Consider the following 13651-nt stretch of genomic DNA (forward strand, 5'->3'; position numbering starts at 1 on the left):
CCCTCTTTTGGCACAGCGATGACGTAGGCGGTCGTCGCGAGGGCCGCGACGATCGCGACGACAAGGAGGCTGGAGAGCCCGCGGTCGAGCCAGGACGCCCCGGGGTCGAAGAGCTCCAGGCGGGCCGCGTTGAAGATCTCCCGTGCCGGGACCATAAAGCGCTCGTCCGCCGGGAGGGTGAGGCGCCGGTACCAGGCAATCCCCGTCATCGCGAGGGTGAAGAGGGTGAGCGAGGCAAGGATCGGGTCGAGCCGGATCCCCCAGGGGGTGTAGTTCAGCCCGAGCCCGATGAGGGGGACGACCGCGATCGAGAGCCCGAAGGAGAGGGCAACCCGTTCGATCCCGTCAAGATCCCCCTTTGCAGGGAAGAGGGCAGCAATCAGGGCATAGCCCGGGATGAAGAGGACCATTGCCACGCCAAGAAGGATCCGGAGGGGGCTTGCGTTCAGTACCGGGACATAGACGGCAAGAAGGGTCGCGGCCGTGATGACGGCAATCGCGATGAGGTCGCCGGGACGGTACCCGGCGGCCTCGGCAATCAGGGATCTGGGATCTTCACTCTTCATGAGTTGGCCTGTCAGCCTCTTCTCTTCCAGCCAAACATTAAGATTCCGAATGCAATGACCGGGAGGAGGGGGGCGATCGGGGCCGCGGCCGGAGTCGTCGCCGCGGGCGCGGTCGTCGTTGTGGTCGTGGTCCCGGCGGGGATGGAGGTCGTCGCGGTCGCCGTCGACCCGGCGGCCGGTGCCGCGATGAGGAGCGCGTAGGAGCCCGGCAGGGTGACCGTGGTCGTGATCCGGTTGCCCTCGATCTTCGAGGGGACCGGCGTCCAGGCGCCGTTCTCGTAGCGGGCGAGGGTTGCCGTCGTATCGGCCGACGGGAGGCGGAAGGAGAGAACCGCAGCGGGGTCAAACGTCCGGTCCGCCGGAGTCACGGCGTAGGCGTTCCCGGAGAGGGACCAGCCGGCGGGGGCGGTGCCCTGGACGGTGATGGGAAGGAGCCCGGCGCCCTCAAGATCGGTTCCGGTGAGGGAGGCTTTCCCGTCGGTCGAGGCCGTCGTCGCGGGCCCGGTGGTGGGTTCGGTCGGGAAGAGGCCGCCGGTACCCCCACTGCCGCTGCCCTGGGTGGTGGTGGTCGGGGACGAGATCCCTCCCCCGATCGCGATCGTCCGCGAGAGTTCCTGCCGCCCGTCGACGTAGATGGTGACCGTCGCGGTGCCGTGGGTGATCCCGTCGATCGCGAAGGTGATCTGGCCGTTATCGGGCCCTGTCTTGGTGCCCATCATTGTCAGTTCGGCGGTGATGCTTCCGCTCGTGGGCGCGGCCCGCCCGTCAAGGGTGATCGTGTCATACGTCCCGCTGGAGATGTTGTAGTTCTGGGTTTCTCGGAACTCACCGTTCGCGTCGGCGTCGTTGCTCAGACTGATGGCTCTGCCTGGCATCTGCACGGACAGGCCGGTCCACGCTGTGCCCTTGCTGTAGGCGCTCACCTGGCCCGGGTCAAGGGAGAAGGGAAGGACGAGGTTTTGGGCCGTGAACGCGAACCGCTCGCCGGGAGTCACGTCGAACTCACCGCGGATCCCGAACGAGAACGCAGCGCCGTCAGGAAGGTTCTGCACATCGACGGTGACCGTATCACCGGGGTCGATCGAGGCGGGCGTGATGGTGATCGTCGCCGCTGTTGCGGTGGGAACCAGTAAAGCAAGCACAAGTAGAAGCGCACCGAGTTTGGACATAAGAAACCTCCGTTTTGGTTGAACTACGTATAGGTGACCGTTTCAAATAAAAAGGTTTATGACTCGCGAATAAAAATGCAGACCTCATGTATCAGCGACGGAGTTATCTCCTCCTGGCCCTCACCATCGCTCTCTTCCTCCTCCCGGTGGCAGCCGCTGCCGCCGGAGGCGGAGATACCTACATCACGGTGTCGGGGGACACGAAGGAGTATAAGAACCTGCGCATCGGCGTGGTCGATGCCCTCGACCCGCTTGAAACCAGTACGTCAAACGTGACTCTCAGGAGCACCGAGACGGGTGATCTCAGGTCTATCGAGTACCCGCTCTTCGGGGAGATCACCCGTACGTTCAACCCGGCAAGCGGCACCTACCACGGCGTGCAGGTGACCGTGACAGGGGCCAAGACCATCGCCGGGAGCACCCTCCCGTGCAACTATCAGGTCTACACCAAACCGACACTCCCGAGCTTCACCGTCAAGGTCCCCCCCGGCCGGTGCGGCAACGTCCTCCTGGTCAAAGCCCCGGAGAATCTCCCAGATAACGGGAGCTTCGATGATATCTTCAGGGCCGCGGCGAAAGAGGGATACTTCTTTGCCGAGGACGGGTTATGCTGGACATTAGAGGACGGAAGAGTTCAGGGCAAATTCGGCACGATCGTTGTTGATGAGAACAACCTGACCCGCACGCTGCTTGAGAACAAGTTCGATCTCAGCTGTTTTGAGTTCAACGCAGACAGTTACCTCGAAAGGGGAGCGCCGAAACCCTCCGCCGGGGAGTACCTCATCGCGGCGGTGCAGTACGACGGCGCCACGGACACGATGCACGTCCTTGCCGCCATGCCGGTCACCATCCTCAACGGGAACCAGGCCGTCACCTGGAACGGGGACAACCCCTACTACCAGAGCCAGAACAGGGACGTGAGCGTCTCCTTCACCGGCGCTGACAGGGTCACCTACGCCCTGATCAAGGAGGGCCCGAGGTACGGCCTCTCGATGACGGTCAACACGTCGAAACTTGCAGAAGAACCGATCCCCGTCTCGACTGCAGACCTTGTGGAGATACTGAAGACGATCGCCGGGGAAGCAACCCCGGTCACCTACGCCCTGACCGTGGATGATGTCCCGACCAACGTCGATCCGCACTCCGGCTTCGCCATCGCTGAAGGCTACGGGTGCTCCGGGTATGCAAATGCGTCCTCGGTGACCATTACGACAGCGACCCTCAGGACGCTCAACCCCGGCACATACTCCCTCTACGCCATGGCCCTGAACAACAATAAGGTCATCGCGATCGACCAGACGTCCATCACCATCGCCGCCACGGCACCGACACCGGCTCCCACCGGCGGCGGTGGCGGCGGCGGCGGCCCGAGCGGCCCCACCGAACCGAGCGGCCCGGTCGCCTACGAGGGCACCGGTAGCCTCACGACCGACAGCACCGGCATCGTCACCCAGTCCATCGCAGTCAGCGCCGTAGACGGCGTCGCAACCGTCGTCGTCCCGGCCGGAGTGCAGGCCCTCGACGCCAACGGCAACCCGATCACCGAGATCGGGGTAGAGCCTCTCGCAAGCGACGCAGTCCCGGCAGCCCCGGCCGGTGCCGTCTTCACGTTCGCTGGCTACGCCTACGAGGCAAGCCCCGCCGGCGCCACCTTCGACCCGGCGATCGCCCTGACCATGCAGATCCCCGAGGACGTCTGGAACAACCTCGACCTCACAAGCGAGCAGCCTGTGGTCAAGTGGTACAACGAGGAGACCGGACTCTGGGAGGACGTCCCGACGACCTTCGACGCCGCCACCCGGACCGTGCGGGCAACGGTGACCCACTTCAGCATCTTCGCGCTCTTCACCGAGCCGGTGCCGGAGACGACCACCCCGACCGAGACCCCGACCACCACAACCACGACGACAGCCCCCGGTGGAGAGACACCCACTGAAGGACTGCCGATGACGGTGATCCTCTCGATCTTCGCGGTCGTCGTCATCATCGTCGCAGCCGGATACTTCCTCATGATGCGGAAGTAATCCACCCCAACTTTTTTTTAAATCAGGCCGAAAGGGCCGCAAAGATGAAGTAGAGGGTCACCAGCCCCTGGAAGAGAAAATATCCTGCAATATTTGCCGTGGCGTAGCGAAGAGCGGGCGCCCGTTCGGGGGACCGGTGCAGAAACCCCAGAAGAGCAATCCCGAGCGGGATCAGCGATATCAGCGCCACCGGGCGGAAGTCCACGGGAAAGAACGCCCCCGTCAGGGCAGAGACGACAAGCGCCGCGGTCGCGAGGCTCGCCGCGACAGCAATCAACCCAAACCCGAAGACCCGCCCCTTCCGCACGACGAGGGTCGGTTTCCCCCCGGCGATATCCCCCTCCCGGTCGGGAATCTCGACGCTCACGATGAAGACGAGGCCGTAGAGGCAGAGCGGGACGGCAAACGCAAAGAACGCCATATCGAGCGTTCCCGCCGCGACAAAATAGCCCGCGCCCGGCATCAGGAGGCCGAAGGTGATCATGTTCGCGATCTCGCCGAGTTTATGGTAGGCAAGGGCGATCGGCGGGGCCGTGTAGAACCAGCCAAGCAGGTTCCCGGCGATCCCGAAGACAAGGAAGATGACCGGGTAGGCGTAGACGGTCACAAAGGCGCAGCCGATCAGGACCGAGACCGCCATCAGGGCGACGGCGGCCCCAAACGCGGCGGGTTTCAGGTCCGGGTGCGCCGGAAGGACGCCGCTGCCCCCGGATATCGCCGTCGTCTCGACGAACCGGTCGGCATCGGCATCGAAGTAGTCGTTGCTGTAGTGGACCGAGAGGTGGGCCGCCGCCATCGCCGCATACCCGAAGACGAACTGCGCCGGGGCGAACCGCGCCCCGAGGAGGAAGGCGAGGAGTGCCCCGGCGGTGAACGGGATGAACCCCGAGAGGAGGAAGGGAAGCCGGCCGAGCCGGATGAACTCGCGGATGGCGCGGGTATCCATGGGATTCTCCCGGGGCGGGTGGTATGTATACCTTTGCCCGGGCTGGCCGGGGAGCCCCTGCACCGGCTCTCACGCGGAAGGGGGCCTATATCACGGGATTTCTTACCGGCAGCGGCACCGCGGCCCGCAACGCGTCGGCACCCCCCTCGATGTAGATGAGGCCGAGGACGGCCCGGGCAAGGGTCGCCTTCTCCTCGTCGAGGGGGTGCTGGCCGACCGGAAGACCGATCCGGTCTTCGTAGAGCCCCCATTGGTCGCAGAGCGCGACAAGGTCTTGAGGCTCGAGGTGCGTGCCGGGAGGGGTCTTCACCTGCAGAGTGACGTCGCCGATGATGGCAAGGGCCTGTGCATCGGAGGCGCTCTCGAGCATGGCCAGGTCCCGTGCGGGAGCCGGGAGCGCACCGGCAGAAAGCCGCCCGAAAAACCGTCTCGCGGAATGAGACAGCATGAGGCGGACGAGCCCGTCCGGGTCCCGGAAGGCGTGGCCGGTCTCCTGCTCGATGCGGAGAAGGGTCTGCTGCGTCACCCTGTCGACCCGGGCGACCAGGCAGGAGAGGTCCCGGCTCCACGCTCGTATCCGCCGGAGCCTCCGGCTTCTCCGGGGCGACCGCCGGTGAGCCGGGAGATACTCCGCCCGGTACTCGCAGAGGAGGGCGTCACGGAGCAGGATGAGGGTCTCCCGGACCGGGGGGGAAGGAGGCCCGTAACTGCGTTCCATCTGTCCAGGATTGGCAATTGATTGTATTAACATTGCCGAAATGTAAATGGGAGTGTGTAACCCCATCCCCGGGCCGGCTACGCGAGAGCCAGGGCGAGTGCGGCGGCGAGGTGGAGGCAGAGGAAGAACGGGACGAGCCGGAACTTCCCCTTCTGAGTCTTGTGCCGGAAGAGGTGCATCGCCCCAAAGGCCCCGAACGGCCCGATCAGCGCGAGGGCGAGGAGCCGCCGCTCCGGGGTCCGCCATCCGCTCTTCTCCGCGGACCTCTTGTCGTACAGGTAAGCAACAAACGTAAGAGCGTTCGCCAGGATATAGGCGAACAGAATCGCGCCGGGTATTGTATCCATAGAGTCCTCCGGCCGCCCGGGATCCCCCGATCGGCCAGGTACTCTACGCTCTCCGGCCATTTATCCGGTAAGGGTCTGTGCCGGGGCCGGCCCCATCCCGTCAGGTGGCGTTCGAAGAGATCGCCGTCAGGTTCATCAGGGCGGCATCCTCCGCCGTGATGTTGAAGGGCACGATCACGATCTCACCCCCCGCCGTCTGCTCGACGTCGGGGACCGGGTACTCGAAGACGCCCTCCCTGCCGGCATCCTGGTGCAGGACCGCAAAGAGGGTGTCGGCGGCAACGAACGTGTGGATCGTGACGGTGACATTCGTGTTCACCCCCGACTCGACCGGTGCGTAACCGATGACCCCGCCGGGATGCCCGAAGAGGTTGTTGTGGATCACGAGCCACCCGGTGCCGTTGCTCACGGTCTCATTGACGGTGACGTTCCCGACGACCCCGTCGCTCTCGACAGCCTGGTCCGTCACCGTGATCGAGGCGTTGTCGGTCTGGGCAGAGACAAACCCGATGCAGCAGGCCAGAAGAACCCCTGCGATAGCCAGCCAGTGTATCTTCATGGTATCGACCTCCCCCGTGGGGGAGGGGGCAGGGGTTCCCGGGGCAGATAAAGAGCTGGGTGGGACCCGGCCGCCGGGTGTGCAACGCTTTTTGAACCCGGGCGTGCAACCCCTGACACACCATTATGAGAGAGACCCTTGCCGCGCTTGCCGACCTGACCCGCATCCACTTCTTCTTCGTCTGGCCATTGATCTTCTGTTCCGGGCTCGCCCTCGCGTTCCAGAACTACGGCGGGTTCTCGTGGGAACTGGTCGCCCGGGCGGCGCTCATCGGGCTCCTCGGCTTTCTGGCCGGCCTCGTCCTGAACGACTACGTCGACCGGGAACACGACCGGCGGGACGTCGACGGCGCGCTCACCCGCTACTGGCGGCCGTTCGGAGAGCGGCCGATCGCCGAAGGGAAGATCTCGCCCCGGGGAGCCCTGACCGTCTTCCTCGTCCTCGCCGGGTCGGCGGCCGCGCTTGCCGCGACGCTCCCCGCGCCGCACAATCTCTACGTCCTCGGGATCATGGGCTACTCCTACGCCGTCGAGTACTTCTACCAGACAAAGAAGCGGAACCAGACCCTCCCCATCGCCCAGGTGATCGGGAGGACGGACTTCGCCCTCTTCCCCGTCGCCGGCTACCTGGTGTACGGCAGCCCGGACGTGACCGCGCTCCTCTACTTCCTCTTCTTCTACCCCTGGACCCTCGCCCACCTCGCAGCGAACGATATCGCCGATATCGAGAACGACCGGGCGAGGGGGATGGCGACGATCCCACGTCTGACCTTCGGTCGGACCGGGTCGGCTCCGGAGGACCCGACTCCGATCCTCTACGGCATGAAGGGTGCGGTCATCTGGGTCCTCGGCTTCTCGGCTGCCCACGTCGCGATGGCGCTCGTCTTCGGCCTCACCCTCGGGCCGGTCGCCCTCGCCGGGTTCGGGGTGGGAGCCGTCCTCCTCGGGGCTGCAAACTACCTCATCATCCGGGAGAAAAGCCCGGCCGCCGCGATGCGGGCGCTCCCGCTCATCCACATAGCGGCAGCCGTCTACGCCATAGCGATCATCGCGGCGACCGTTCTCTAAAAGAGGGAGGGATCCTCCCTACTGAACGATGAAATCGCCGTTCATCGAGTGGTGCACATCGCACCGGAAGAAGTAGGTCCCCGGGGTCCCGGGGGCCGTGAAGGTGTAGGTGGCGCGTGCGGGGCCGACGATGATATCGCCGACAGAGATCGCCGTCGCCGCCGAAGCGTCCGTGTAGACCGCGACGTTGTGAGGGACGCCGGGGTCCCGGTTATCGAAGTTCATCGTCACCTGTGAGCCCGCCGGGACCGTGATCGTCTCCGTGTTGAAGGCCATGTTCTCGGCCGCGATATCGACGGTCACGCTCCGGAGAGCCTTTGACCCGGTCACCTCCGGGGTCACGCGCCCACCCCCACGACGGTGGTCGCCATGACTACGGGTATTCGTGCCATGAGCCTCACCGTGCGGCCGGGAATGATAAAGGTTGCCCCGGCCGGCACCGGAGCCGGAGCGTTCCTGCGCTCTCGAAAAGAAGGAGGGGTGGGTCCCCTCTACGTCACGACGAACTCGCCCTCCATCGAGGGATGGACGTCGCACCGGAAGTAGTAGGTCCCGGGCTCCGACGGCGCCGTGAAGGTGTAGGTCACCTCCGTCGGGCCAGTGACGATCTCGCCGATGTAGATCGGTGTTGAGGCCGAAGCGTCCGTGTAGACCGCGACGTTGTGGGGGACACCGGAATCCCGGTTATCGAAGTTCATCGTCACCTCTGCCCCCGCCGGGACCGTGATCGTCTCCGTGTCGAACTCCACGTCCACGGCAGCGATCGCCACGGTCACGCTCTCGCCTCCGGGAGCGGCGGCGGGCGGGGTCGGTGTTGCGGTCGGCGTCGGGGTCGCCGTCATGTTCCCCGGAACGAGTCTCCAGACCCTGCCGGTCATGTTGGATGCGTCCGGACCCCCGTCATCGGTCGTGAGGACGTAGATCTCCGACTCCGCATCCATACCGAACCCCAGGAGGAAGGCATCAATAGTTCCCGCAGGCGTCCCGGTCACGTTGAGTTTCTGCAGGCTCCACATCGCGACGTCCTCGGGGGTGAGGTCCTCCGCGGAGTCGGGGAAGGCCGACGGGTCCCGGCCCTCCGGGGGCGTCGCGGCGAAGAGGGTCGCGTTCCCGATGGCGAAGTTGTTGCTCCAGTGGCCGAGGATGTAGTGCCCCGCAAGGTCCGGAAGCGCCGTGCCGTTGTAGATCCCGCCGCCGACGAAGACGACGCCCAGGTCATGCCCGCCCTCGATGATGGGGCCGATCAGGGGGTCGCCGGAGGAACCGTTCGTCGGGCAGGTTGCCGGCGGGGTGCGGGGGTTCTCGGGGTCGAAGCAGTGGGTCCCCTCCCTGATGCGCCATCCGTAGTTGCCGCCCTTCGTGACGACATCCACCTCTTCAAAGAGGTCCTGGCCGGCATCGGCCACATAGAGGTTGCCTTCGGCGTCAAACGAGAGGAAGGCGGGGTTCCGCAGACCGTAGGCGTAGATCTCGGGCGGGATGCTCGCGTTCGAGACGAACGGGTTGTCCGCCGGGATACCATAGAGGGTGCCCGCCTGCGTCGTCCAGGTCGCGTTCTCCGGCGGCGCCGTCACGTTCCCGGTGACGTTGTCCACGTCGATCCGGAGCACTTTGCCGTAGATCTTCGTGAGATCCTGGGCGTTCCCGATGCCGGGGGTGTGACCGGTCCCGTTGTCGTCCGCCGCGCCGCCGTCCCCGAGCGGCACGTAGAGGTAGCCGTCACGCGGGCTGAAGACAATGCTCCCGCCGTTGTGGTTGAACTGCGGCTTGTCGATCTCCATCAGGATCTTCTCGGAGGTCATGTTGACCCGGTCGGGGTTCGCGGGATCGACCTCGAACTCCACAAGACGGTTCGTGCAGTTCCAGTCTCCGGGGGCTCCCTCACGCAGGGGTGCGCTGTAGAACGCAAAGACCCGCCCGTTCTCCTGGAACTCGGGGTGGAAGGCTATCGAGAGGAGCCCGCGTTCGTCAAACGACGGGTCGATCTCGACCAGACGGTCGCGGACGTCCAGGAACGGCTCCGGAACACGGGTGCCGTTCGCGTCGATGATCGAGACCGTCCCGACCTGGTCGACGACAAAGAGCCTGCCCGAGCCGTCATTGGCGGTCGTGAGCATCACCGGGGCGACGAAGCCTTCGGCCACGGGCTCAAGGCTCACGTCGAGCGTTACGTTCCCGGCAAGCCGGGTGACTGAGGTGTCGTTCTCGAAGATCGCCGCATGCGGTGACCCGGCGTTCGTCAGGTCTCCCGCAGGTGCTGTTGCGTTCGTCGCTCCCGGAGCCGTCAGGGTCTGCGGCATGGCGGGAGTGGCGTTCTCCATGACATCGGTTCCGTCACGTGGATACTCCTGGGCCCCGACGGAGACCGCCAGAGCGAGGAGCACAAGGACGGATACCATGACTACGGCTGCTCGCGTCATGCGCCCATCCTGTCGTCTTGAGTATATAAGGGTTGCCCGTTCCGGCCGGAACAATGGCCAATGCTATGGGCGCGATCCTGCCAACCGCTCATAAATCTGGACCCCACCCTCGTCGTAGATCAGTACGAGTCCCCAATCAGGCAGCCGGATATCGTAGCGTTCGCGCTCGGGCTCCCCGACGTAGAGGAGGGTCGCGTTGTACTTCTCCATGAGCGCGAGGGTCTCCTCCGGGTTCTCGTAGATCGCCCGGATATCCGCCGGGCGTTCGGCGTACCACGCGCCGTTCCCCCGCCAGGTCAGTTCGTGGCTGATCTGGCCGAGGATCGTAGGGATGCCGGAGAACGACGAGATCCTGGAGTAGTAGGTGTAATCGCCGTTCTCGGCCTCCACGACACGGTGGTCGCCGTCGAGCGTCCGGAGGAAATCGACCGCCGCGGCCTCCCCCGGGCGTGTGGCCTCAAGGTAGGCGAACCCGTCGAGGGTGTGGTAGCCCGCGGAGGGATACTCGATCCCGAGGAGGCCGCGACCGATATCGACGTCGAGGGCAACCGGGGCGGCGATGAGGGCGGCGGCCGCTCCGACGGCAAGCCACCGGGAGGCCGGCACCGGGCGGCGGCTCGCAAGCCAGCCGGCGGCGGTAAGGAGGGCGCCGGTCCCGAGCAGGATCCAGGCGTCGAAGTAGAACTTGAATATGGTGTTATACCGGCTATAGTCCCCGCCGAGCATCTCCTCAAGGTAGAAGACTTCGCAGAAGGCGAGGACCGCGAGCCCGGCGATAGAGAGGAGGTCGGCAAACGAGCGCTCCCGCCGGAGGAGGAGGTAGGCGAGCGGGACCAGGACGAGCGCGAGAGCGGCGTAGCCGGTCGCGAGGGCCGGAAGGGCGACGGCGGCGATGACCGGGAGCCGCCGGATATCCCGGGCGACGGCGAGATAGACGATTCCGAGAAACCCGCCCCAGACCCCGAGGAAGGCAAGCGGGTCGGTGGGAGGAAACCCCGTCCCGATCCCGCCGATACCCGCGGGTTCGAGGGCGGGGTAGTAGGGGAGGTAGAGAGCGAAGGCAATCGCGGGGACGGCGATGGCGGCGGCGAGGGTGGAGCGGTCTCGTTCGCGGAGGGTGAGCCCGAGGAGGAAGACCGCGACGGCCGGAGCGTAGACGAGGGCGTCCCAGGAGGAGAGGAGCGGCATCGAGCCGGTGGAGAGGGCGATGAGGAGCGTGAGCGTCCCTCGCCCGCGTGTATCGAGCCCGCCCCACCGCAACCACGCAAACCCGAGGAGGAAGATGAGGAGGAACTGGTTGAACGCGGCCATCTCGAAGGCGTGGACGTTCCCGAGGAAGAGGGAGAAGACCGGGAACTCGAACCGGGCGCCCGCGATGATCCAGTTGGTATCCTGAAACGCAGTATAGAGATCGGCGCCTGAGACGAGGGAGCGGGGAATCGACGGCGGGACAAGGAGGAGGACCGCGAGGGGGAGCCACCGCCAGCGGGGAAGGATGAGGTGTCCAAGAGCGTAGAGCGCAACAAACGACGTGCCGTAGACCGTGGCCGGGATGAGGTTGAAGACGACCTCCGACGGGGTGCCGGTGACGATGGCGAGAGAGCCCATCAGCCAGTGGCCGAGGTAGTAGTAGACGGTGAGGTGCCCGCCCGCGAACCAGGGGTCGAGCGGCGGGACGGTCGGCTCCCGGATCACGCTCGCGAGGAAGGCATGGTTCATGTACTGCTCGCTGAAGTAGCCGATGGGCGGGTTTGTGAACCGGACGGCGAGGGCAAAGAGGAACCCGACCAGGAAGACCGCGTCCCAGGCGGCGAGACTCTGGATCTCCTGGAGGCGGTAGTCGCCTCGCCGGATGCCCGGGATCCCGAGGGCCAGGAAGGCGAGGAGGGCGAGGGCGACCGGGATGCGGAGGAGGCCGCAGTACCAGGTCAGGAGGCCGAAGAGGAGGAGGGAGACCGGGTAGGCCGCCGGGTAGGCATAGGCACCGAGCGCCGGACGGAGGCGGGGCCAGAGGGCCATCTGGAGCCCTTTGAGGAGTCCGGCCCAGAGGAGGACGTCGTATGCCTGCACCAGGAGGTTCACACCCTGCTATCGTGGATGGGGATATATGCGTTTTGCGCTCATCCTCGCGGGGGCAGGGTATAACCGCGATCCCGACGATATCCAGCTGAGATATGATCGACGAGAAGAAGAGGAAACAGCCGGGGATCATCCCCCTCCGGGGGAAGGGGAGGGTCGCCGTCCGGGGGAAGATCCCGGCCGGCGTGATGACCGCGCCGCAGATGGCGGCGGTGGCCCGGATCGCGGAGGAGTTCGGGGACGGCACGGTCGGGCTGACCACCCGGCTCAACGTGGAGATCCCCGGTGTCGACCGGCGGGACGCCGGTGCGGTCGCAGAACGGCTCCGGGAGGCCGGGATCGAGGCCGGGAGTACCGGCGCTGCGCTCCGGTCCGTCGTCGCCTGCAAGGGCACGGTCTGCAGGCACGGGTGCTGCGACACGCAGGGGCTCGCCCGGGCGATCGAGGAGCGCTACGGCGGGTGCAGCCTCCCCTGGAAACTCAAGATCGCCGTCACGGGGTGCGCCAACAACTGCGGAAAGGTGCAGTTAAACGACATCGGGATCATGGGCCGGCGGCTCCCGGCGTTCGGCGCCGGGGAGTGCAACGGCTGCGGTGCGTGCGAGAAGGTCTGCCGGGAGGGGGCGGTCCGGGTCGTCGACGGCGAGGCCCGCCACGCGGAAGAGAACTGTGTCGGCTGCGGCGACTGCATAGCCGTCTGCCCCATGGGGGCGATCGGCGTCGCGGCAAAAGGAGTCCGCCTCTTCCTCGGCGGGAGGTCGGGCCGGGTCCTCCGGGCCGGCGTCGAGGCCGACGGGCTCGTCGGCGAGGACGAGGCTCTGGAGGTTGTCGGGAGGCTGCTCGACTGTTTCCGGGAGAACGGGCTTCCCGGGGAGCGATTCGGGGAGATGATGGAGCGGGTGGGAAGAGACGCGGTCTTTGCCGCCGCGGGGCTCCGGCCGCGGTGAACTCACCTCCTTACTGCGGCGGCAGCGCCTCCGCTCTCGGCCCGCCGTCCCAGTCACCGCACCCGGCGACGACCCGCCACGTCTCCCGAAACCCCTCCTCCTCCAGCCGCACGATCCGGGCGGTCCCGCCGAGGCTCTCCTCGACCTCAAAGAACTCCCGCGCCTTCTGCTCGTTGAACGGCCCGTAGCGCTCGATGCCGCCGCGGTCGCCGAGGACCTCGACCCGGTACTTCAGTCGGGATACGTCCATCATCATTCACCGGACGTGGAATCGCCTGCAGCTCCATAAACCCTGCGGGCACCCCGGCGGAGCAAAGATTTAACGCCCCCTTAGCCCTATTACCTCTCAAAGAAGGTTCTACCAATGCCACGGAGGCCGGAGGAGATACCCCCGCACTGGACCGTGCGATCGATCATCGACACGCTCAAAAGAGCGAAGCCGTACCTTCGGGAACGGTATCGCGTCCGGGAGATCGGGGTCTTTGGCTCGTATGTGCGCAATGAGCAGGGCACGGGGAGCGACCTTGACATCCTGGTCGAGCTCGATGAGCCGATCGGCTGGGACGTCGTAGACCTCAAAGAGGATCTGGAGAGGATCCTCGGTCTCCCTGTAGATCTCGTGTTGAAAGGCGGGATAACCCGGCGGCCGCGGCTCATGCGCGTCGTCGACGCGGAAGCGGTGTATGCCTGAACAGAGGCAAACGAGAGCCCGGGTGCTCCGCGAAATGCGGGGACCGTGTCACGGCAGTCAGGAAGAACCCGGGCCGATACCGTACATTATATACTATACACCCGTATCTCTACAGGCA

General features: G+C 65.8%; 14 protein-coding genes. 4 read left to right on the plus strand and 10 right to left on the minus strand.

What is annotated here, in order from left to right; genetic code table 11:
* Positions 1-566: DUF1616 domain-containing protein (locus QZ650_RS09945; RefSeq protein WP_292522502.1), on the minus strand; the 566-nt coding region annotated here is incomplete at its 3' end.
* 11 nt (positions 567-577) lie between these two features.
* Positions 578-1735, minus strand: coding sequence for a hypothetical protein (locus tag QZ650_RS09950; RefSeq protein ID WP_292521985.1), 1158 nt, complete (start codon positions 1733-1735; stop codon positions 578-580).
* 86 nt (positions 1736-1821) lie between these two features.
* On the opposite strand from QZ650_RS09950, the gene QZ650_RS09955 reads away from it, so the two are divergent.
* Positions 1822-3759 carry a hypothetical protein gene (locus QZ650_RS09955; RefSeq protein ID WP_292521987.1) on the plus strand — a complete coding sequence of 646 codons (1938 nt, stop codon included), beginning with the start codon at positions 1822-1824 and terminating at the stop codon, positions 3757-3759.
* Positions 3760-3781: 22 nt separating this feature from the next.
* Here QZ650_RS09955 and QZ650_RS09960 read toward each other — a convergent pair whose 3' ends face one another.
* The 4 genes from QZ650_RS09960 to QZ650_RS09975 all read right to left on the minus strand — a co-directional run bounded on the left by QZ650_RS09960 (position 3782) and on the right by QZ650_RS09975 (position 6329).
* Positions 3782-4705 carry a prenyltransferase gene (locus tag QZ650_RS09960; RefSeq protein WP_292521989.1) on the minus strand — a complete coding sequence of 308 codons (924 nt, stop codon included), beginning with the start codon at positions 4703-4705 and terminating at the stop codon, positions 3782-3784.
* Positions 4706-4790: 85 nt separating this feature from the next.
* Complete coding sequence (locus tag QZ650_RS09965) at positions 4791-5423, minus strand: hypothetical protein (protein WP_292521991.1); 633 nt, start codon at positions 5421-5423, stop codon at positions 4791-4793.
* A 77-nt stretch (positions 5424-5500) separates the two neighbouring features.
* The gene (locus tag QZ650_RS09970) at positions 5501-5770 is read right to left on the minus strand and encodes a DUF1294 domain-containing protein (RefSeq protein ID WP_292521993.1); all 270 of its coding nucleotides are present in this window, start codon (positions 5768-5770) and stop codon (positions 5501-5503) included.
* A gap of 100 nt (positions 5771-5870) precedes the next feature.
* Entirely contained in the window at positions 5871-6329 is a 459-nt protein-coding gene (locus QZ650_RS09975) for a hypothetical protein (protein ID WP_292521995.1), read from the minus strand.
* A gap of 125 nt (positions 6330-6454) precedes the next feature.
* Here QZ650_RS09975 and QZ650_RS09980 point away from each other — a divergent pair, with 125 nt between their 5' ends.
* Positions 6455-7396: a UbiA family prenyltransferase gene (locus QZ650_RS09980; RefSeq protein ID WP_292521997.1), complete on the plus strand. Its 942-nt coding sequence runs from the start codon at positions 6455-6457 to the stop codon at positions 7394-7396.
* Between the two features lie 18 nt (positions 7397-7414).
* Here QZ650_RS09980 and QZ650_RS09985 read toward each other — a convergent pair whose 3' ends face one another.
* From QZ650_RS09985 to QZ650_RS09995, 3 genes are all read right to left on the minus strand, one after another.
* Positions 7415-7738, minus strand: coding sequence for a cupredoxin domain-containing protein (locus tag QZ650_RS09985; protein ID WP_292521999.1), 324 nt, complete (start codon positions 7736-7738; stop codon positions 7415-7417).
* A gap of 149 nt (positions 7739-7887) precedes the next feature.
* Positions 7888-9816: a PQQ-dependent sugar dehydrogenase gene (locus QZ650_RS09990; RefSeq protein WP_292522001.1), complete on the minus strand. Its 1929-nt coding sequence runs from the start codon at positions 9814-9816 to the stop codon at positions 7888-7890.
* A 63-nt stretch (positions 9817-9879) separates the two neighbouring features.
* Complete coding sequence (locus tag QZ650_RS09995) at positions 9880-11898, minus strand: DUF2298 domain-containing protein (protein ID WP_292522003.1); 2019 nt, start codon at positions 11896-11898, stop codon at positions 9880-9882.
* Positions 11899-11990: 92 nt separating this feature from the next.
* Here QZ650_RS09995 and QZ650_RS10000 point away from each other — a divergent pair, with 92 nt between their 5' ends.
* Positions 11991-12842, plus strand: coding sequence for a 4Fe-4S binding protein (locus tag QZ650_RS10000; RefSeq protein ID WP_292522004.1), 852 nt, complete (start codon positions 11991-11993; stop codon positions 12840-12842).
* A gap of 10 nt (positions 12843-12852) precedes the next feature.
* Here the strand turns inward: QZ650_RS10000 and QZ650_RS10005 are convergent, their stop codons facing one another.
* Entirely contained in the window at positions 12853-13098 is a 246-nt protein-coding gene (locus QZ650_RS10005) for a hypothetical protein (protein ID WP_292522006.1), read from the minus strand.
* A gap of 108 nt (positions 13099-13206) precedes the next feature.
* Here QZ650_RS10005 and QZ650_RS10010 point away from each other — a divergent pair, with 108 nt between their 5' ends.
* A complete protein-coding gene (locus QZ650_RS10010) occupies positions 13207-13533 on the plus strand; it encodes a nucleotidyltransferase family protein (protein ID WP_292522008.1) in 327 nt (108 codons plus the stop codon).
* Positions 13534-13651: the final 118 nt, after the last annotated feature.

Origin of the sequence: Methanoculleus sp. (genome assembly GCF_020696975.1) — an archaeon.
Classification (GTDB): domain Archaea; phylum Halobacteriota; class Methanomicrobia; order Methanomicrobiales; family Methanoculleaceae; genus Methanoculleus.